Source organism: Cytophagales bacterium, assembly GCA_033344775.1.
GTDB lineage: Bacteria > Bacteroidota > Bacteroidia > Cytophagales > Cyclobacteriaceae > JAWPMT01.
Genome location: JAWPMT010000004.1, coordinates 1,982,192 through 2,001,737 on the forward strand (window position 1 = coordinate 1,982,192; position 19,546 = coordinate 2,001,737).

Annotated in this window: 18 protein-coding genes and 1 tRNA gene; 13 read left to right on the forward strand and 6 right to left on the reverse strand. The window is 43.9% G+C overall.

From position 1 onward, the window contains the following. Nucleotides 1–59 precede the first annotated feature (59 nt). The gene (locus R8G66_17235) at nucleotides 60–977 is read left to right on the forward strand and encodes an AEC family transporter (GenBank protein MDW3194122.1); all 918 of its coding nucleotides are present in this window, start codon (nucleotides 60–62) and stop codon (nucleotides 975–977) included. Here the strand turns inward: R8G66_17235 and R8G66_17240 are convergent. The 5 genes from R8G66_17240 to R8G66_17260 all read right to left on the reverse strand — a co-directional run bounded on the left by R8G66_17240 (nucleotide 974) and on the right by R8G66_17260 (nucleotide 8,540). Next, nucleotides 974–3,190 (reverse strand): hypothetical protein, encoded by a 2,217-nt coding sequence (locus tag R8G66_17240; protein MDW3194123.1) that lies wholly within the window; start codon nucleotides 3,188–3,190, stop codon nucleotides 974–976. The genes R8G66_17235 and R8G66_17240 overlap by 4 nt on opposite strands. After that, on the reverse strand, nucleotides 3,178–4,353 hold the full coding sequence (locus R8G66_17245; GenBank protein MDW3194124.1) for a DUF4249 domain-containing protein: 1,176 nt from the start codon (nucleotides 4,351–4,353) through the stop codon (nucleotides 3,178–3,180). The genes R8G66_17240 and R8G66_17245 overlap by 13 nt, the downstream gene beginning before the upstream one ends. After that, on the reverse strand, nucleotides 4,353–7,124 hold the full coding sequence (locus R8G66_17250; GenBank protein ID MDW3194125.1) for a carboxypeptidase-like regulatory domain-containing protein: 2,772 nt from the start codon (nucleotides 7,122–7,124) through the stop codon (nucleotides 4,353–4,355). Before R8G66_17250 ends, R8G66_17245 begins: the two co-directional genes overlap by 1 nt. Further along, nucleotides 7,117–7,842, reverse strand: a complete 726-nt coding sequence (locus tag R8G66_17255; protein MDW3194126.1) for a hypothetical protein — start codon at nucleotides 7,840–7,842, stop codon at nucleotides 7,117–7,119. Before R8G66_17255 ends, R8G66_17250 begins: the two co-directional genes overlap by 8 nt. A gap of 128 nt (nucleotides 7,843–7,970) precedes the next feature. Further along, nucleotides 7,971–8,540: a TetR/AcrR family transcriptional regulator gene (locus R8G66_17260; GenBank protein MDW3194127.1), complete on the reverse strand. Its 570-nt coding sequence runs from the start codon at nucleotides 8,538–8,540 to the stop codon at nucleotides 7,971–7,973. A 206-nt stretch (nucleotides 8,541–8,746) separates the two neighbouring features. Here R8G66_17260 and R8G66_17265 point away from each other — a divergent pair, with 206 nt between their 5' ends. From R8G66_17265 to R8G66_17300, 8 genes are all read left to right on the forward strand, one after another. Further along, nucleotides 8,747–9,109, forward strand: coding sequence for a hypothetical protein (locus R8G66_17265; GenBank protein MDW3194128.1), 363 nt, complete (start codon nucleotides 8,747–8,749; stop codon nucleotides 9,107–9,109). An 82-nt stretch (nucleotides 9,110–9,191) separates the two neighbouring features. Beyond that, nucleotides 9,192–9,635, forward strand: a complete 444-nt coding sequence (gene msrB, locus R8G66_17270; protein MDW3194129.1) for a peptide-methionine (R)-S-oxide reductase MsrB — start codon at nucleotides 9,192–9,194, stop codon at nucleotides 9,633–9,635. Between the two features lie 3 nt (nucleotides 9,636–9,638). Further along, the gene (locus tag R8G66_17275; GenBank protein MDW3194130.1) at nucleotides 9,639–10,514 is read left to right on the forward strand and encodes a sterol desaturase family protein; all 876 of its coding nucleotides are present in this window, start codon (nucleotides 9,639–9,641) and stop codon (nucleotides 10,512–10,514) included. A 51-nt stretch (nucleotides 10,515–10,565) separates the two neighbouring features. After that, on the forward strand, nucleotides 10,566–10,946 hold the full coding sequence (locus R8G66_17280; protein MDW3194131.1) for a hypothetical protein: 381 nt from the start codon (nucleotides 10,566–10,568) through the stop codon (nucleotides 10,944–10,946). 65 nt (nucleotides 10,947–11,011) lie between these two features. After that, on the forward strand, nucleotides 11,012–11,584 hold the full coding sequence (locus R8G66_17285) for a hypothetical protein (GenBank protein ID MDW3194132.1): 573 nt from the start codon (nucleotides 11,012–11,014) through the stop codon (nucleotides 11,582–11,584). Between the two features lie 4 nt (nucleotides 11,585–11,588). Continuing rightward, nucleotides 11,589–11,969: a rhodanese-like domain-containing protein gene (locus tag R8G66_17290; protein ID MDW3194133.1), complete on the forward strand. Its 381-nt coding sequence runs from the start codon at nucleotides 11,589–11,591 to the stop codon at nucleotides 11,967–11,969. A 410-nt stretch (nucleotides 11,970–12,379) separates the two neighbouring features. Then, nucleotides 12,380–12,451 (forward strand) — tRNA-Arg (locus tag R8G66_17295). A 350-nt stretch (nucleotides 12,452–12,801) separates the two neighbouring features. After that, a complete protein-coding gene (locus R8G66_17300; protein MDW3194134.1) occupies nucleotides 12,802–13,077 on the forward strand; it encodes a hypothetical protein in 276 nt (91 codons plus the stop codon). Nucleotides 13,078–13,198: 121 nt separating this feature from the next. Here the strand turns inward: R8G66_17300 and hflX are convergent, their stop codons facing one another. Continuing rightward, nucleotides 13,199–14,344 (reverse strand): GTPase HflX, encoded by a 1,146-nt coding sequence (hflX, locus tag R8G66_17305; protein MDW3194135.1) that lies wholly within the window; start codon nucleotides 14,342–14,344, stop codon nucleotides 13,199–13,201. Nucleotides 14,345–14,450: 106 nt separating this feature from the next. Here hflX and R8G66_17310 point away from each other — a divergent pair, with 106 nt between their 5' ends. From R8G66_17310 to R8G66_17325, 4 genes are all read left to right on the forward strand, one after another. Beyond that, a complete protein-coding gene (locus R8G66_17310) occupies nucleotides 14,451–15,560 on the forward strand; it encodes a glycosyltransferase family 4 protein (GenBank protein ID MDW3194136.1) in 1,110 nt (369 codons plus the stop codon). 148 nt (nucleotides 15,561–15,708) lie between these two features. Further along, the gene (locus R8G66_17315; protein ID MDW3194137.1) at nucleotides 15,709–16,395 is read left to right on the forward strand and encodes a polysaccharide biosynthesis/export family protein; all 687 of its coding nucleotides are present in this window, start codon (nucleotides 15,709–15,711) and stop codon (nucleotides 16,393–16,395) included. Nucleotides 16,396–16,403: 8 nt separating this feature from the next. Then, the gene (locus R8G66_17320) at nucleotides 16,404–18,809 is read left to right on the forward strand and encodes a polysaccharide biosynthesis tyrosine autokinase (GenBank protein ID MDW3194138.1); all 2,406 of its coding nucleotides are present in this window, start codon (nucleotides 16,404–16,406) and stop codon (nucleotides 18,807–18,809) included. After that, entirely contained in the window at nucleotides 18,809–19,525 is a 717-nt protein-coding gene (locus tag R8G66_17325) for a CpsB/CapC family capsule biosynthesis tyrosine phosphatase (GenBank protein ID MDW3194139.1), read from the forward strand. Before R8G66_17320 ends, R8G66_17325 begins: the two co-directional genes overlap by 1 nt. The last annotated feature ends 21 nt before the right edge of the window (nucleotides 19,526–19,546 follow it).

Consider the following 19,546-nt stretch of genomic DNA (forward strand, 5'->3'; position numbering starts at 1 on the left):
CATGGAAGAAACCCGGATAATCCGGGGAATGATTAACTTGACCGCCCTGTAAATTGCCCATGCTTGCCATTATTTATTCGCTATTACCCATCTTCTCTTTGATCATGATGGGTTTTGTTTTTCGAAAGTGGAAATTTCCATCAGATAACTTCTGGGTATCAGCAGACCGCCTTACTTATTTTGTACTATTGCCCGCACTGATCATCCAAAAACTAGCTGTAGCCGATTTCTCCTCCTCATCTGTTAGTCAGCTCTATCTGGTTTTATGCGGCAGTGTAGTGGTCATGGGAATGCTTGCTCTGGCTCTGGGATCCATTTTCCGTATCCGGGCCAGCTCCCTTACCTCAGTATTTCAAGGTAGTATTCGCCCCAACACCTATGTCGTTCTCGCTTCAGCGACGGCACTATATGGCTCTGAAGGACTGGCACTGGCTGTAATCCCGCTAGCAGGTGTAATACCTCTGGTCAATATCCTCTGCATTTTATCTTTCGCCTATTATGTTCCCAATGGCAAAAGGACTCTCGGAGGTGTGCTGAAAAGTATTTTTCAAAACCCTTTGGTCATAGCTTGCATCATAGGGATCTGCCTGAACCTGACAGGCATTGGATTACCATTTTTCACTTACGACTTATTCGATATACTTGCCAGCGCCGCACTTCCGCTTGGATTGATCTCTGTCGGGACAGGATTGCGTGCGCTGGAACAACGACAAACATTGATCCCAATCATCATTGCTAATATTTGCAAATTGGTTTTGATGCCCATCTGTGCTTTTTTGCTTTTGCAATACATGGGATTAGATGGTCTCTCTCTGGCCGTAGGAACGTTATTTTGTACGGTCCCTTGTGCCATATCCTCCTATATCCTTGCAGGGCATCTGAACGGTGATCAACCACTGATGGCCTCCATTATTACGATCGAAACGCTCGTAGCGTTTGTCACCATGCCTGTCTTACTTGCGATACTTTTAGGTTAATGATTTACCTGAAAAGTTTCACGAATCGAGATTGGTTCACCTGCTGTAGTAAAGCCCTCTACTTGTACCTCAAAAACGCCGGAGACATCCGATGTGATGCTTTGTAATGGATACATACCGCCACTCCAATCAACTAAGGGATCCCAATAGAGATGTATGCGTCTATCAGGTTGTTTCGCCCTTAGTGTCGGACCATCAAAAGGAGACGAACCCTGTGCTATACCTTGATAATTTAGTTCTGTAGCTGCAATTGGATCATACCCTGCCAGGTCATTTTCATACGTCTCAATCAGTACGACCCCATCAAAAACTGAAGGGCCTAAATACACCCTATTCATGGTCAATCGCACACTTTCAACAAGATATGGATCTAATTCCAAAATCCGGCCTGGAGACACGGGCACACCATCCAACAAGACCAATTGTTGCTCGTTAAACCCTGACCCAAAATGTTCTTTTCTGATTTGAATACCTCCATTTTTAATGCCAGCACCGATGATGTACTCTACAAAATATTCTTTAAAATCAGGGAAACGCTGATAATCATCAAATGCATACTCAAAATCCCATTGCGTGTATTGGGGCCACAAGTTGGTCGAATATTTAGCATGTAAGACGTTCTTCTCCTGAAAGGCGTTCAAGAGTTGATTATCGATGCTCCGTTGCTGAATTTCGATGGCAGCCAATGAGTCCAACCCATTTAATGAATAATCAAAGGAAGGGAACTCCGTCATGAATTTATCTTCAACAACAAATTGCCAACCTGACGCATGATCCAGCACGGACAAATAAGCCACCTGATTCTGATGCAGGGAAAGGTGATGAAAAAGCACTTTTCCTTCCGCGTTTGTGAATCCGGTCTTGAATTGTGGCTCTTCACCCGGAAAAGACAAGCTCACAGACACATTATTCACAGCACTTCCATTCGTACTTTGCAAGGTTGCTGCCAGCAGCTCATCTCGAACTTCAGGCAGCCTAGTGACCGAATCTGGAATTGCTTTTGGCGATTTGAAATTTTGAAGAGCCGTGATCAATTCCGAAGGTCCTGATAGCTGAGGAGTAGCTAATCTTTTCGTTAAAGGATCAGATAATTCGGAGTATAACCTGCTCTGTTCAGCAGATAGCGTTACCTCATCAATCTCAGGCATTTGTTGATGAATGGAAAGGCTATATTGCCCAGCAGGGAGATCGATCGCAAGGTTCAGGCTATCCCGTACGCCATAAATCGGATTGAGGCCCTGGTAATTCCTTTTATTGTTCGCCTCTACGGAGGGGATAATCGTTCGAATATGTACTGGTTTACCTAATGCGGTAAGTACCCAATGACACAAGCCAGGAGGAAGCAAATCATTCCTTAATGCCTGCACCTCATCCAAAAAAACCTGTTGTGAAGTCCATAAGGTATTGGCATAGTAAACTTCGAGGGTCAGCTGCTCATCAGGGCGATTGACTGCTTGTGGAATAAAGGCGAACCCGTTAGTCTGTCTTTCAACCTGAATATCATAACCACCTTCCTCCACCGGCATGAATTCATGAAAGCTGATCTTACCAGATTCGTCTTCAAGCAAAACCCGATAAAGCTCCCGTGCCTTCGGTTCAAAATTGAAATATCCTGTACTCTGCTGATCTGGCTCGAATTTCTGAATGATGGTTCCTTCTGAATCAATGACTTTTCCATTTTGAATCTCGGCAGTGCCAGCGGGCGCAAAAATGCGAAAGCCTACTTGTGTCTCAATTCCGGTGATGAGGTAGTTGTTCGGGTGATGAAATGATATTTGGACAAGACTGTCTTTTCTAACTTCAGGAAGTTCCGTTTCAAAAGGATTGATGATGGTGACTGGTAACTGAAAGTAATCATTGAAATTTCGCATCCATTGCGTATAAGCCAGCAGCTGATATCTTCCTGTCGGAATTAAGGAATTCACAAAAAATTCACCGCTTCCTCTTCCCTTTTCCAATTGCAGCTTCTGTTCAAATACGGGGCCTTCCTCACCAACTAACTGAACATATAAAATTTTACTTAGCGCACTTACTTCTCCTGTTTGATGGCTCAATGTGAACGCCGAAAAACGTAATGTTTCTCCGGCAACAAAAACTTGTGCATTAGGATGTAGGTAAACCCTTTCCTGGATGTTTTGTGCCAATCCGCCAAAGTGACCAACCAAAAGGCTGCACACGATCAATATGTAAACTTTGGTTCTCAATCTTCCCAAAAGTCTGGTTTTTTGGTTGGCGCATACCACGAGCAGTCGGTGCATGATCTGGGACCGAGCGTTGCCTCTGGTGGGATATTAGACACATTTGCAATCTGATAACTTGGAAAGAGGCCAAGATAATATCGAATGCTATCCGGCGTGGTTTCGATGATGACATCTCCGCCCCGACAAGCAAAGCGGAACGGTGGAACCGAGAATTCTTCTCCATAATCTTCAGAGGTAAAAAACTCCCTGCGCCGACTTACACCAGACACCTCAAAATACCCCAGGACGGGCTCATCCGGATCTGAGACTGAAACCATGTTCCCAATCACAGCTCCTTGCTGGTTATCGAACAAAGAACCTCCTGATTCATTGACTTCTTTGAGTTGACTATAGTACTCAAATGCTTCAGCATCTATGGCATGAACGCTTGCCTCCAGGGAATACTTGTTTCGCAACAGATCGGTCTCCAGACTTACAAAGCGTAGCGGTATTTCAGAAAGTTTTCCATCGGCATTGAATGCCGTGGTACCAAGTGTGAGCCCCGCTGATTCATTGGTTTCGTAACAAATACTGACGCGTTCAGTGCGCAGTTGCCAACTACAATCATCCGGACAAGAACCAAAGACTTCCCAATTAGAAGGATAAGGCACTCGAATTTGAGCTGTTTCACTCCAGTCAAACCGAAAAAAGGCACTACCATCTGCACCTGGATCAGCATCCATAAAAAATTGAATGCCCGGCTCGTTCCTCTCTAATACTTCCGAAGGCAATTCTGCATAGCGCGCAGTGATAGCATCGACAGGCGGCGCCTCTAGTAAAGTCGAAGGACGCGAAATGTACTCATCATTTTCCGATGTAGTGATCCGTAGGGTGTAGGTCACGCCAGCTTCTCCGGCAAAAGCCACTACGGATCGATAAAGACCAAATTCGACTTCACTAAAAGTGAACTGCTCTCCACGATCATTTTCAACCAAAATACGTGCTTCCGTAGCGGGAATTAAGACATTTTGATCGACAGGCCTTGTGTAAGCAAGCGTGATTTCATGCTGCATCAATTCATTGGTAAGCAGGCCATCGACCACTAGCAATCGCTCATATTCTTGTGATTTGAATTCAAACGGCTGTACACAGGCTAGTAGAAAAACGAGGGCGATATGTTGCCAGAATTTGCGCATCAGAACCTGAAGTTGAATGATAAAGTAGGAATAGGATCTCCAAAAACCACCAATTTGAAGGCTTCCACCTCTCCTTCTCGAGAATCGAAGAAGACCGAATAGGGATTGTCTCGGCCCAACACATTGTAGATTGAAAAAGACCAATAGGCATGACTGAACCTATTAAGCAAATGGCCCTCTTCCAAATTGATCCCGATATCCATCCGCAGATAGTCCGGAATTCTAAACGTATTGCGGTCACTGAAGTGCACGACGGATTGCCCTTTAAAATCGTAAGATCCCACCGGTGCAGTGACTGGTCGGCCAGTAGAATAATTGAGGTTATAAGAGAAACTCCATCTACGAGTAGCCTTATAATTCGCAACAAGATTGATGGAATGCGGCTTATCATAGCTTGCAGGAAAATACTCCCCCTCGTTGATGATTTCCTCCGCAAAGTCACTACTCAGCTGCAACAGTGTTCGGGAAAAGGTATAATTGAACCAGCCATTGAGTTTCCCTTTCTTCTTCAATGAAAACTCTACACCATAAGACCTCCCTGGCCCCTGGAGGATTGCTGTTTCGATTGTAGGATTCAGTAAGAAATCCGCACCTACTTTGAAGTCCACCAGATTTTGAAGTCGCTTGTAATATCCTTCAATACTTGCCTCAACTCGTTGCTCCGTAAAATTTCTAAAATAGCCCAACGAAATCTGATCAGCAATTTGGGGTTTGAGGTGGAATCCGGTCAATGCCCAGGTATCCGTTGGCGATAACGTGGCACTATTGGTCAGGGTATGGATGTATTGTCGAGAACGATTGAGTCCGAATTTAAGTGATGAGGATTCTGACAGTGTATAGCGTGCAGATAATCGGTATTCTAGACCTCCATTCGTTTTGATCACTTCACCTTCACCAAAGGAAACAGAATCCTGTCTTGTTACCCGGTTTTTAGGGCCATTCTCTGCGTACTGGTTCACCGTCCCGGCGCCCAGGGCCTGGAATAAAGTATACCTCAGTCCTACCGAGAAAGCCATTTTTTCATTCCACTCTACCTGATCCTCTGCATGTAAGACAAACTCCCGACCTTGTGTTGGTTGCAGAAATAACTCCGCAACCTCAGAATCGTCATTCAATGGAACCCGGCTTCCCGGATTGATCTGATAATGCTTGAAAGAAGTCCCAAACACAATCGTATGTCGATCATCCCAATAATATGTCCCGTCCGCAGTGAGTCCCAGATCACGAATGTCAAAATCTTGTATAAATGCATTCTCCAAAGACTGATCAAAAGTCAATTGATATTGATAATAGGAGCCATAAGCCTTCAGGTCCAGATCAAACTTTTCGTTTACTACTCGCTTCCATGCGATGCTCCCCAAGCGATTGCGATATTCCAGGTTGGAAAAAGAAAATAGGGTGTCCGAATTCAACCTAAACTCATCATCACTGCTGTAGGCCGAAATCTTCAACTCATTACCTTCAGCAATTTTATGATCGTACTGCAAAACCAGGTCCCGGAAAGAAATGCGATTTTCGTTGAAGTTGGCATTGCTGGACTGGCGAAGTATCCAATTAGAATAGGTAGAGCGACCACCTAAAACCAGGCCAGATTTACCTTTAATAACAGGAATTTCTAACGCCAGCTTGGAAGTAACCGGTGAAACACCACCCCGACCCGTGATTTTTTCATTTTGCGCCGGCTTACCATGAATATCAAATACAGATGATAAACGCCCCCCATATTTGGCAGGTACACTTGCTTTGTAAATGTCCAACCGATCGATGACATCCGAATTGAAGACGGAAAAGAATCCGAGAAAATGATTGGCATTGTAAATCGGGGCGCCATTGAATTGGATCAGGTTTTGATCTGACTTACCCCCACGCACATTAAATCCCGCTGCACCTTCACCTAAGGTCTGCACTCCGGCATAGGTAGTGGCCACTTTAATCACATCTCTTTCTCCTAAAACGATTGGAACATTTTTACTGCCTTTCACATCGATCTTGGTGACGCCCATTTTCACCGCATTAAAATTGGCATCACGATCGGATTCTACCAACACCTCACGCAAAGCGATTACATCAACGCGCATGTCCACATTGAGTTGACCCTCTGAAAACAAGACAATGTTGCGTCGAGTGACTTTTAATCCTGCATATTGAATTTTCAGTTCATTTCGACCATTGGGCAAGCTGATGGAGTAAAATCCATTTTCATCGGTACTTACAACCGTGGTGGGATTTTCTACATAAACCACCGCGTCTGCCACGGGATCCCCAGTTTCTTTTTCGCGGACATACCCTACCAGCGTCGAGCGCTCACCGGAAACCATCTTGCTGCGTTGACCAATTTCCATGACCGTTTGTTCCAGGTTCTCGGCGGCCTGTTGGTCGGCATAATCCTGTGAGAAAATGAGACCTTGCGCAATTGCCTCGGTCGACTTCCCGGTATTCAACGCGGCATTGACCAAAGGCAATTCCGTCATTATCCGGTTATCTAGCATCAAGAAAAGCTGATCATCATGAACTAACACCTGAAATCCCAGGGGCACTACAAGTTCGTCTATCAACTGATCAATACGACGTTCATTGAAATTGGCAGATACGGTCAATGAATCCACTTCTCCTAACTCGCAAAACAACCGGACGCCTGATCGACTTTCCAATTGGCCGAGCGCTTCCTTTAATGGCGTATCCTGAAACGTTATCGTCACAGTTGGCAGCTCCTGTCCGTGTATCTGAGTTGCGAGCAGCACACCCCATATCAATAGAAAGTATCTACTCATGCTGACTTAGGATTGGCTCACAACGACGGGCCATTTGTTTTAGTTGTCGAATGGAAGCATCCTCAAACTTCCGAATGCTCAAAGATTTGAAAACGAGCTTCAATTGCACTTTCAATGTTGGAAAGAGCCGGTAAAATGAAGACGGTTTGATTACACGATAGGTCTTACCTTTCACCAACAGGTAAAAGGAATCATCTGATAGTAAGTTGATTTGATTGACATCCAGGTCTCGTACCTTTTTTCTTTTGGCGTAGAAACCAAATGATCCAACGGCATGAAGTTCATGATAAAATCCCTGAGGTGCATTAATCTCAGGAAAACTTCGCTGAACAAAACGTTCACCATCTATGACAAACCAATCGACTTGCTCTTGATTCAGGCGAATGGGCTGATCCAGAATCGCACTGTTCAGGTGGTTTTTAGTCAACAATGCGTCCTTTTCCAGGTCATACAGAAGATAGACTTCCTGATATTGAGCGCCACGATAAGATAGATTCCCTACAAGCCATATGCTGTTTCCCCAGGTGGCCTCCTCGATCGCCGGTCGTCCTTCCAGAGACTCGTAACCACCAATAAAAAGCTCATGTGCCTGCAACCCAATTTGCTGATCAAACCAATGCTCGACAGAGTCCTCCAGACTGAAGCCAGCTAAAGCATATTGCCCTTCCGAATGAAAAGCAAGCAAGGTCAACAGCATGGAAAAAGTGAGCGTGCGCATGTACAGCTAAGATTGCAAAGGAATTTAGCGGTATAACCCACAAAAACGACCTAAGGATATGTTAAAAGCGCAATACTCCATGTCCATTTGAACGATCACCCTTGAAGTTCGGCTCAACATTGCCGTTTCTAATCCTTTCTTATGCCATCAAGAAGGCACTTGATGGTGTGCTTTTCCAGATCCAATGCGTTCATATTGGATCGCTTGTCATACCAGGCATAGAATCGCTGAAGGGTAGTAAGCATGGAAAATAATGCGATCTCCTGATGCACACCTTCAAGCTGTTCTTCTTCGATGGCTTGCTTCAGAATTTCACGAAAGTCATTTTCATAGTCATCGCGCAGCGTGCGATACTGTGTCAAAGCAGGCTCCTCCAAATGGCGCCACTCTACCATCATCAAAGCCATCAGATCTGTATGTTCTATCGATATTCTTACATGCAAAGCAATCAACCGTTCCAGCTTTTCCATGGCGGCCAAAGAAGATCCTTTAATTTCGGACATACCACGAGCAAATAATTCCCCTCCTTCCACAAGTAGTTTTTGCAGGATTTCATGCTTGGACTGGATATGGTTATAAAGACTGGCGGCTTTGATGTTTAATTCGGCAGCTATGTCCTGCATGGAACTAGCCACGTAACCTTTATGTCGAAATAATTTTCTGGCAGCCAGAAAGATCTGTTCTTTCTTTGATATCACAGCGTGAAATTAATGGGGCTTGCGCAAAACTAGGACGCATACACAAAACATTAACTCCATCACGCGGAATCTACCCAGATCGTAAGTTGGTTTTCGGATCATCGATGTATTGCCCCCAACCACCGAAAAAGGACATCTAATTATGGCCTACAGCCGTACTTTAGCATTCAACTCCTTGCACAACCGGCATGAAGAAATACTCTTGTATGATCCTAGACGATAATTTTTTCTTTCAGAAAATTCTGGAAGAACTGATTATGCGAAGTGCTGACCTTGAACTTCATTCGACTGTGGATGACAAGCAATCTGTGCAAAACATTACCGAAGTTTCTCCTGACATTATTTTTTTCGACCCTGCTTTTGTCGACATGTCTCCTGAGGAAATCCTGAATATGTATCCATACAATCCGATGCTGGTCATTCTCTCGGCCAATGAGAAATTTGCTTCGGAAGTATTCGAAAGCCATGTAACCGACATGCTGGACAAGTCCACCCTCACCAGCGACCGTTTTCAAGTTACCCTGAAAAAAATCCGGTCAACTACATTACCTACAAGCATTTCTGCCTGACACCCTACCTTCCCGCTCGTATTTTTCGTGTTATTGAACCTTTCGTTCATATTTGAGGTATTCTACTTGAAAGTGAGTGACTATGAATTGGAATCAAATATTGAGCTACATTAAAAATGGTGTTCCTGCACCATCTCGCAGGGTCAACAAAACGGAAGAAGAATGGGCGGAAGTTCTTACGCCAGAAGAATTTCGAATCACTCGTAGAAAAGGAACAGAACGGGCTTTTACCGGGGAATATTGTGAAGCGCACCAACCAGGAAAATACGGCTGTCGGTGCTGCGGCGAATTGCTTTTTGACTCTAATTTAAAATTCGAATCACATTCCGGATGGCCAAGTTTTACCGAGCCGGTTACAGACAATGCGATCAACTATGAGGCCGACTTCAGCCATGGCATGCAGCGAGTAGAAGTCTTGTGCAATGTCTGTGATTGCCACCTCGGGCATGTGTTTCCTGACGGCCCAGAACCAAGTGGGTTGCGTTATTGCATCAACTCTGCCTCGATAAAGTTGCAAGAGGAATAACCCATGGAACACTACTGGAACATCATCGTCAATAGCTATCGGGGTTATGCTAATTATTTGCTTCAGGAGATCCTGCATCCCAGTTGGCACAACTATTTCTACTGGCTTATTGGTGTTTCTTTGTTTTTCCTGGCGCTGGAATGGGCACGACCGTGGAGAGAAGATCAGCCGAAATTCCGGAAAGACTTCTGGATGGATACTTTCTACATGTTCTTCAATTTTTTCCTGTTTTCCCTGTTGATCTATAACGCAGCCTCCAATGTAGTGGTCAATTTCTTCAACGATGGTCTGGCAGAAATAGGTATCCATAATTTGTTAGCATTTGAAGTGATGTCCTGGCCGGTTTGGACGCACTTTTTAATTGGTTTTCTGGTACGTGACTTTGTACAGTGGTGGGTACACCGTCTATTACATCGGGTTCCTTTCTTATGGGAGTTTCACAAAGTGCATCACTCTGTCGCTCAAATGGGCTTTGCCGCTCACCTGAGGTATCACTGGATGGAAAATGTCGTTTACAGAACCCTTGAATATTTGCCATTGGCTCTGATCGGGATCGGATTACGTGACTTCTTCATCATCCACATTTTCACATTAGCCGTTGGGCATTGGAATCATTCCAATTTCAAGCTGAATATTGGTTTTCTAAAATACATCTTCAACAATCCCCAAATGCACATTTGGCACCATGCGTATGACTTGCCAGAAGACCGGAGAACAGGCGTGAATTTCGGGATTACCTTAAGCTTGTGGGACTACCTATTCGGCACCAATTACATTCCTTCCGATGGCCGTGACATCAAACTGGGCTTTCCGGGAGTAGAAGAATTCCCGAAGGGTTTTGTGGGACAGAATACCTATGGTTTCAAAAAGAAATCCTGAAGGATAATCGAGCACATCTATTTATCTTGGTGTTTTTGATCAAAATGGCACATGAGACTGTACGCACGATGTAAACAATGTAAGGAAGACATCTACTTCACGTCCTTCAGTGCTGATCGCTTCAGGCTTGTGCGTAAACACGGCAAACAGCTATTCCTGGACTGCAAAAGTTGCGGAACTAAAAGCAGCTACGAGCCAAACGAAATCTTTGCGGAAGAAAGTAAAGGCATTGGCCTAATCGCTATGCTCATTTTGATCGGAGGAACCATCGGCTTGTACCTTTTGGTTTGGAAATACATCACCAGAACATCCGACATCTGGGCCATTGCCAATTTTACCGCATTGCTGGTCACGCCAGTCCTGGTTTATCAGGGGATCACAAAAGCACAACGCGATCGAGTCCGGTATTTCAATACAAAGAAGTACGGCTGATCCGTTTTTAACATCTGTCCTGTTTATCTTTAACCTTTTAGAATAACCTGGTACAGACTGATCACATGAAAAATATTTTCCTTTTGATATGCTGCCTGAGCACCTTTTTGGTGATGGCGCAAGACATTCCCAATCAAGACCGACAGATATCACAAGCCGTCATGGCGGCACCCCAGGACCAACGTCCTGATGCCACTGTGTTGGGTTATAACGTCAATGGAGAAGTGGTACTTCTGCGAGAAGGCAGTGGAGATCTGGTATGCCTGGCCAACAATCCAAGTGCCTCCAAATTCAGTGTGGCATGTTACCACAAAGATCTGGAACCATTCATGGCGAGAGGTCGCGAACTCAAAGCTCAAGGTCTGGATTTCAAAACCATCTTTGACACCCGGGAAGAAGAAGTGAAATCAGGAAAGTTGCCGCTTCCTCAAAACAGCACGCTGATGGTACTGTCAGGCGATGAAGATCCTGAAACTGGCTTTATCAGAGATGCTCACACACGATATGTGGTATACATTCCGTTCGCAACGGGAGAAACCACCGGATTATCAGAAAAGCCACTTGGTGCAGGAGCACCCTGGTTGATGAATCCCGGGACACATCGAGCGCATATCATGATCACTCCACCCAATCCCTAAGTCGATGAAAATTCTGATCCCACTTCTTGGCCTGCTGATGCTGTCTTGTCAACAGCCTTCTGTCACAAAGGTCATTACCAATGATGAACTGGTAGCGTTGCTCAAGAATCCCGAGGTACAATTGGTCGATGTAAGGACACCCGGCGAGTGGTCAGATGGCATCATTCCCAACGCCAAAAAGATCAATTATCGAGATGACAATTTCCTGTATCAAATGGAGCAGGCGCTGGATAAGGACAAGCCCCTGGTTGTTTATTGTGCTGCGGGAGGCCGAAGTGCAGGTGCTGCCAAAAAATTGAGTGAACTGGGGTTCAAAAAGATCTATGATCTGGGAGTCGGTTTTACCGGCTGGAAAGCGGCCGGTATGCCTGTGTCGGAGGAGTAAAGATCTGTTTCGGACTTGATCAAGTTTAGAAATTAGATAATCAAAGAAATTGATCGAAATGTCGATCTATACTTACCTAATGACCGCCAAGATGATGTTAAATTAAGATTCGTCTACGACCCGGTCACTGCGAAGAATGAATCGGACCGACGCGGCAGTCTGATCAGTATCCGTACTACGAAAGCTTAATTGAGATTGCCACGTAAACCGGTGGCCGACGATCCGCCACTGCGGTGCCATCGCAATGACGATCCATATCCCTTAAATTAACAGCGTCGGAAGGCGTTTGGCCAAGTGTATGATATTCTTTGTCCAATTGGTTTTTTCCTTCCTAAACTCAATTACAGCAACTGAAACCACTTCAATGAGTTGAAAAGATGCGCGATTTTTCTAGTTTTGCCACCCCAATTGGCCTCATAGTTCAAGGGATAGAATAGAAGTTTCCTAAACTTTAGATCCAGGTTCGAGTCCTGGTGAGGCCACTTTTCCCTCTCCCAAAAACCTTAAGAGCTATTTTTTCATTAGATTGTCTTAAATAACAATTGCTATGAAAAAACTGACACCTAAACAAATGTCCTGTGTGAAAGCAAGTTCCAACACCATTGGAAACATAAGCTCCTTATTTTCTAATGTGCTTTACACTCCTCGTTCATTGGATTAATCGGGCGTCAAAACCAAAAGTTTATGAAAAAAATTGATCCTGATAAACTAATCACGATAAAGGCCGGCATTAAGAGTGATGGTCGCCGATTTAACTTTACCAACACTGGGTCAAACGTCGTGGGTTCTGCTTAATTTGCTCCAATAAGTGGAGAATAAATCGTAACATCAAATGTCCTTGCTGAATCGCCTCAAAAACATCTTCCGGGTACAGTCTCACGAAACTCAAATCCTGATCATCGCCATTGCGATTTTCGTCATTGAGTTTTTGAAGCTTACCTTCTTCTCAGCAATCATTGGAACGATCGTTGTACTTGCCGTTTCCTGGTTCATCTCTTTTTTGATCATCAAGATCTTCGATCGTAATGGCGATTATTCGCTACAAACGATCTGGAAAACATTGTTGGTTATTTATCTGGTGTATTTACTGGTTTCGTGGTTGTTGTGATTGTGCTACGCACTGCCTTGCCGGCAGGCAGGGGTGAACCTCATCCTTCGAGGACCTCAGGGTACGGGGATTTTTCTTGGAATGTTTCATAGAAAAGCACCTTGAGGCACTCGTAAGGTGCTTAGTACTCCTGTGGCATCACATAATTCGGATAGATCTTAAAGTGGGCTTTGGCCACTTCATCGAAGATCAGTTTTCGTAATTCTTCCAGGTTGAATTTAGTTTTTACGGAAGTGAAAATGGAAGGAATACTGTGCGCATTAACTTTTTCTACGGCCTCCTCATCGGGAAGCATGTCTATTTTGTTGAACACCTTGATGGTCCGAATATCTGAAGCGCCAATCTCATTTAGGGTCTCTTCGACAACCCGAATGTGATCTTCGTAGGCAGGATTGCTCACATCCACTACATGCAGTAGCAGATCCGCTTCCTGCACTTCCGCTAGTGTACTTTTGAATGACTCAATGAGATTGTGAGGCAATTTTCGGATGAAGCCAACGGTATCGGAAAGTAAAAAAGGCACCTGATTGATCACTACCTTTCTCACAGTGGAGTCTACCGTCGCAAAAAGTTCGTCTTTGGCATACACTTGCTCCTTACTCAAGGATCGCATTAAACTAGATTTTCCGGCATTGGTGTAACCCACCAACGCTACGCGTACAATATTGCTCCTGGACTTTCTTCTCGTCTCGGCTTGCTTCTCTACTTTATCCAACTGCTTACGGAGCAAAGTGATGCGGTCCCGAATGATTCTTCTATCCGTCTCAATTTCTTTCTCTCCGGCTCCACCCCGAGTACCCGTTCCCCCTCTTTGTCGCTCAAGGTGGGTCCACATCCGGGTCAACCTTGGAAGCAAATATTGAAATCTGGCCAACTCTACTTGCGTCTTGGCCTGGGAAGTCTTGGCACGCTTCAGGAAAATATCCAGGATCAACAAACTCCGATCATAGATTTTTACCTTGAGTTCTTTTTCAAGGTTCCTCAGTTGTGAAGGAGACAGGTCATCATCAAAAATGATCACATCGATCTTTTCAACCGTGATGTACTCTTTAATTTCTTGCAATTTGCCCTTGCCTACAAAAGTTCGGGTATCCGGGAATTGTAGTTTTTGAGCAAAACGTTTTTTGGTGTCGATGTTCAGCGTTTGTGCCAGGAACTCCAACTCATCAAGAAACTCCTTGATTTTCAAGTCAGACTCCTGCTTTGGCGCCACGGTTACCAAAATACCAGTATCATTCTCTATTTTCGTGTCAATCATCTTTCCCATGGCAAACGGCAAGTTTTTCAGCCCAGTTTGCAAAACTGCTATGTTTCTGTCAATTTTTTGATAACACTAAGCGCTCGATGTTGAAAACGCAATATCAATTCTCAATATGACTATCGGCATTATCATCAATAAAGCCTGGAACATCTACAACTTCAGAAGTAGCATTATCCGACATTTCATTAATGAAGGGCACGATGTTGTGGCCATTGCCCCACGGGATGAATACGTTGAAAGACTTGAAGCTATGGGCTGCAGATTCAGGGATTTACCCATGAGTGGAAGTGGCGTCAATCCATTTAGTGACCTTCTGCTGCTATGGCGAATCAGAAGGATCATCAAAGATGAAAAATTGGACGTACTTCTCACATACACCATCAAGCCCAATGTATATGGTTCTATCGCAGGTCGTCTACTCAATACGCCAGTCATTTGCAATATCAGTGGGTTGGGAACCACTTTTGTTTGGAACAATCTGGTTTCAAAAATTGCCATCTTCCTCTACAATGTTTCCGTAAGAAAAGCGTCCCATGTGTTTTTCCAGAACCCTGAGGACATGGAACTATTTCTGAGCAAAGTGCCAGTTCCGGAAAACAATGTGGGATTGCTCAATGGTTCAGGAATCGATCTTAAATCTTTTTCAGCGGCACCAAAGCTACCCGGAAAGGCACCTGTTTTTCTGATGATCGGACGTCTCATAATTGAAAAAGGGGCCTATGAGTACGCAGAAGCGGCTCAAATCATTAAACAAGAATTTCCAGCTACTCAGTTTTGGATGCTCGGGAAATGGGATCAGCTAGACAAACGATCAGTAAAACAGGAAGACCTTGATCACTGGCAAGAAAAAGGATTCATTCATTACAAAGGCACGACAGATGATGTCAAAACCATGATCGTTGAAGCAGATGTGGTTGTTCTTCCTTCTTACCGGGAGGGAGCCCCCAGAACATTAATAGAAGCGGGAGCGATGAGCCGCCCTCTGATTGCAACAGATGTCCCCGGTTGCAGGCATGTGGTTTCAGATGGTTTCAATGGATATTTGTGTGAAGTAAAGTCCGGCAAGCAACTAGCTGATGCCATTCGAAAGTACCTGGTCTTAGAAAATCAAGAGAAATTACAGTTAGCGAAAAACAGCCGCATCTACATGGAAAGTAACTATGATGAAAAAAAGGTGATCATTGCTTATCAAGAAGTAATCTCGTCCATTGTAGTAAAATGATTATATCAGCTCCTAAGTAGTTGAATTGGAACTTTAACTTTAACTTTACAAGGATTTAAGTGCGTCAATGAACAGCAAATTCCCGCCACATTTTTGCGTTATTTTTCTTTTACTTCTGAGTTCCTGCAATGTATACAAGCAGGATATCATGTTCAGACTGGATGAAGGAGCAAGCGCTCTTCAGAAATCTGTAGACATGGCCGAACGTAATTATGTTATTCAAGAGGACGATCTCCTGACAATCGATGTATTCACCAATGATGGTGAAAGGATCATAGATCCTGATTTCGAATTGATGCGAGATGTTCCATTAAATAATCAAAATCTCCTCACGTTCAACTACCTGGTACAGATAGACGGACAGACCAAGTTACCAATGATCGGAAAGGTCGATTTGAAAGGTATGACGATCGATGAAGCAGAAACCAAATTGGAAGAGCTCTATAATCACTTTTACAAAGATGTCTTTGTAAAGTTGGCATTTGAAAACAAACGCGTCATTGTACTTGGAGCCCCTGGAGGACAAGTGATCCCATTGGTTAATCAGAATATGACCCTCGTTGAAATACTTGCATTATCCGGGGGTGTGGAGTTTGGGGCCAAAGTTCACAATGTAAGAATCGTTCGAGGACCACTATCTAGTCCTACTGTGTTTGAAATAGATCTCAATACCGTAGATGGCATGAGGCAATCGGTTATTCCAATAGAACCCGGAGACATCATCTATGTTGAGCCATGGAGGAGGCCATTCTTTGAAGTGTTGCGTGACCTTTCACCTGTTTTTCAGGCTTCAACAAGTGTCGTCGCCTTAGTCGTTTTAATAAGGACCCTTTAATTTCAGATTTGGAACCCAATCATCCGATATCGACTTCAGCAGATAGCTCCAATCCAGTAGACTCGTTCGATCTGGGCAAGATGCTTTTTACGCTGAGGAGAAGCATCATTTGGATCATTCTGTTTGTAGTACTGGGAATCACCGGAGCCTACCTCATTGTTAGGTACACCAAGCCCCTCTACGAATCATCTTCAGTCATTAAACTGGATTTCGAAAGTGAAGCCAATACCCTCGGACTCGTCACCAATGGACAGTTACAGCAGGATAAGGGAATTTCTGGTGAAATAGAAATTCTTCGATCTAACCTCTTCTTGCGTAAGGTTGTAGAGGCCATTGATTATGATGTGAGCTATCATTACTATGGTCGGTACCTTTCTGATGAGCGGTTTGGTAATTCGCCTTTCATTATTTCTCATAAAGTCAAAAATGCCAGCTTCTACGATCGTCCCTTAGACATTACGTTAATTAGTGACGCAGAATTTGAAATTAAGCTTTCAAAAGATGGGGAAAGCATCATCAAAGGCAGGTTTGGACAAGATATTGTTACGGAAGACCTGAATTTGCTGGTCGAAAAATCCAAATTTTACGACCAGAGTCTTATCGGTGATACCTATTTTTTTATCATCAATAGCGATAACGCGCTGATCAAATATCTGCAAGCGAACAGCACTGTTCAGCCTGAAAATTTTTCAGCACAAACCATAAGGATCAGCCTAAAAGACTTCAATCGTGTCAAAGCCAGGGCATTTCTCACCGCGATGGACACCCTCTACCTGGAGTACACAAAAGACCAGAAAAATAAGACTATTGACCAGAAGATTGCATTTCTGGATGAACAAATCGCAGAAACTGAAAACCAGATTCAGGAATACGAAAATTACTTTGAAGAAATCATCATTGAGAATAAAACACTCAGTCTGGAAGGGGATCTTGCACGCACACTTCAGGAAATTAGCTTACTGGACTCACAGCAGTTAAACATAGAATCCAAAAAAGAGGCATTGGATCAGTTGATCACTAATCTCATTAGTGACGAGAGTATAAGAATAGATGCATATACACTCGAACAATTCCCGGGTTTCTTACAGTCTGCCGTGAAAGCATATCAAGAAGAAATCACGAACCGGTCAGAAAAACTATCTTCCTACAATGAAAACACCTATGTGATTGAGCAGATCGATCACCGTATTTCCATACAAAGAAAAACTTTACTGCAATCTCTGGATCAATTTAAAAAAGGACTCGATGATGCGTTTTTAGAACTGAGTGTGAAACGTCTCAGGTTAGAGGACAGCTTTTCTCAGCTACCGTCCATGGGTAGGGAATACAACAAAATCCGGAGCCTTTTTAACATGCAGGAAAACTTCCTCATGGGGCTGAGGCAAAGCAAAATGGAACTAGAATTAACTAAAGCGGGTACCGTCACCAATGGAACGCTATTAAGTCCTGCTTCATCACCCGCTACACCAATCAAACCTCAAAAATTACTTATCCTAGGAGCCGGTTTCGTCATTTCTATTACCATCTCTATGCTTTTCCTGGTGATCAGATACTTACTAAACAATCACATCACGAGTGCGAAAGAGCTTGAAAAATTAATCCCTGTACCCATATTGGGCACGGTCCCCTTCTATACTAAAGAAAAACTCCCATTGACTAAATTGATCGTCAATAAAGGCTCTAAATCTGCACTCAGTGAATCTTTGAGGACCATCCGTACCAATATGGATTTCCTAAATGTCGACAAAGAAGCTAAGACCGTGACCATCACGTCAACAATCAGTGGAGAGGGGAAGACATTCGTCGCGGTAAACCTTGGCGCTATCATCGCCTCAACGAATAAAAAAGTCTGCATCATTGATCTTGACCTCCGTAAACCGAAGGTGCATATGGCTTTCGAACAAGAAGCAAGACCTTACGGTTCGAGTACTTATCTAATCGGAAAAAGTAAGTTCGAAGATTGCATCGAGACAACAGCTGTAGAAAACCTTTTTTACTTTCCTGCAGGCCCCACACCTCCCAACCCTTCGGAGTTGGTGCTTAGTGACAAATTCGATGAGTTTTTACAACGCCTCAAAGAAGAGTTTGATTTCATAATTTTCGATACCCCACCCGTTGGACTGGTTACAGACGCGATCCTTGTGATGAAAAAAACGGACCTGCAATTCTACGTCGTGAAATCACAGTATTCCAGACGAGCATTCACCAGAACGATCACTGATCTGGTCAGAGTGAATAAGTTTTCCTCCCTCACTGTGATCTTCAATGGCGTTAAAAGCGGGTATGGGTATGGTTACGGGTATGGTAACTATGGGTACGGCGGATATGGCTATGGCGGATATGGTTACGGCTATTATGAAGAAAGCGCTAAACCCAAAGGCAAAATTGCCTCGATCATTAGCTCCTTATTCTAATGTTCTTTCAGAAAAAACCTGATCAGTCCTTACCGATTGATATTCACTCGCACCTGCTACCAGGAATCGATGACGGTGTGAAATCGATGGAGGAGAGTATGGAGGCCATTCAAGGACTCATGCAGTTGGGATTTAAAGGGTGTGTCACCACGCCTCATTTCTACGAGGAATTCTATCCCAACAAGGAAAGCGAGGTGTTGTCACTGGGCGAAGAGGTTGCTCGTGAAATTGAAAAAAGATCACTGGACTTTAAGTTGATCGCAGCCGGAGAGTACTTCATTGATTCCAGTTTACTGGAAAAAGTAAAATCAGGTCACCAATTAAATACATTTGGCAAGCATCACATTTTGGTAGAAACTTCTTTTCTGGCAAAACCTCAGATTTTTGAAGAAGTAATCTTCGAGTTAAAAACCGCAGGCTATCACCCTGTGTTAGCACATCCTGAGCGTTATCAATATTTATTTGAACAACCCTCCCTGGCTAGGGATTGGCATGACCAGGGAATACTCATGCAAGTCACCAGTGGTTCACTGGCTGGTATCTACGGGAAAGGACCTCAAAAGCTGGCAAGAAACTTCATTGACATGAATATCGTTAACATGCTAGGGTCTGACCTACACACCCCAAAGCAATTGGCAGGATTGAAAGCAGGCATGACCACTAAACATTATAAAAAAGCGGTAAAATCAATCTTATTGAATCATTCACTGGCTTAGAACTGTGGATAAAATTACTGT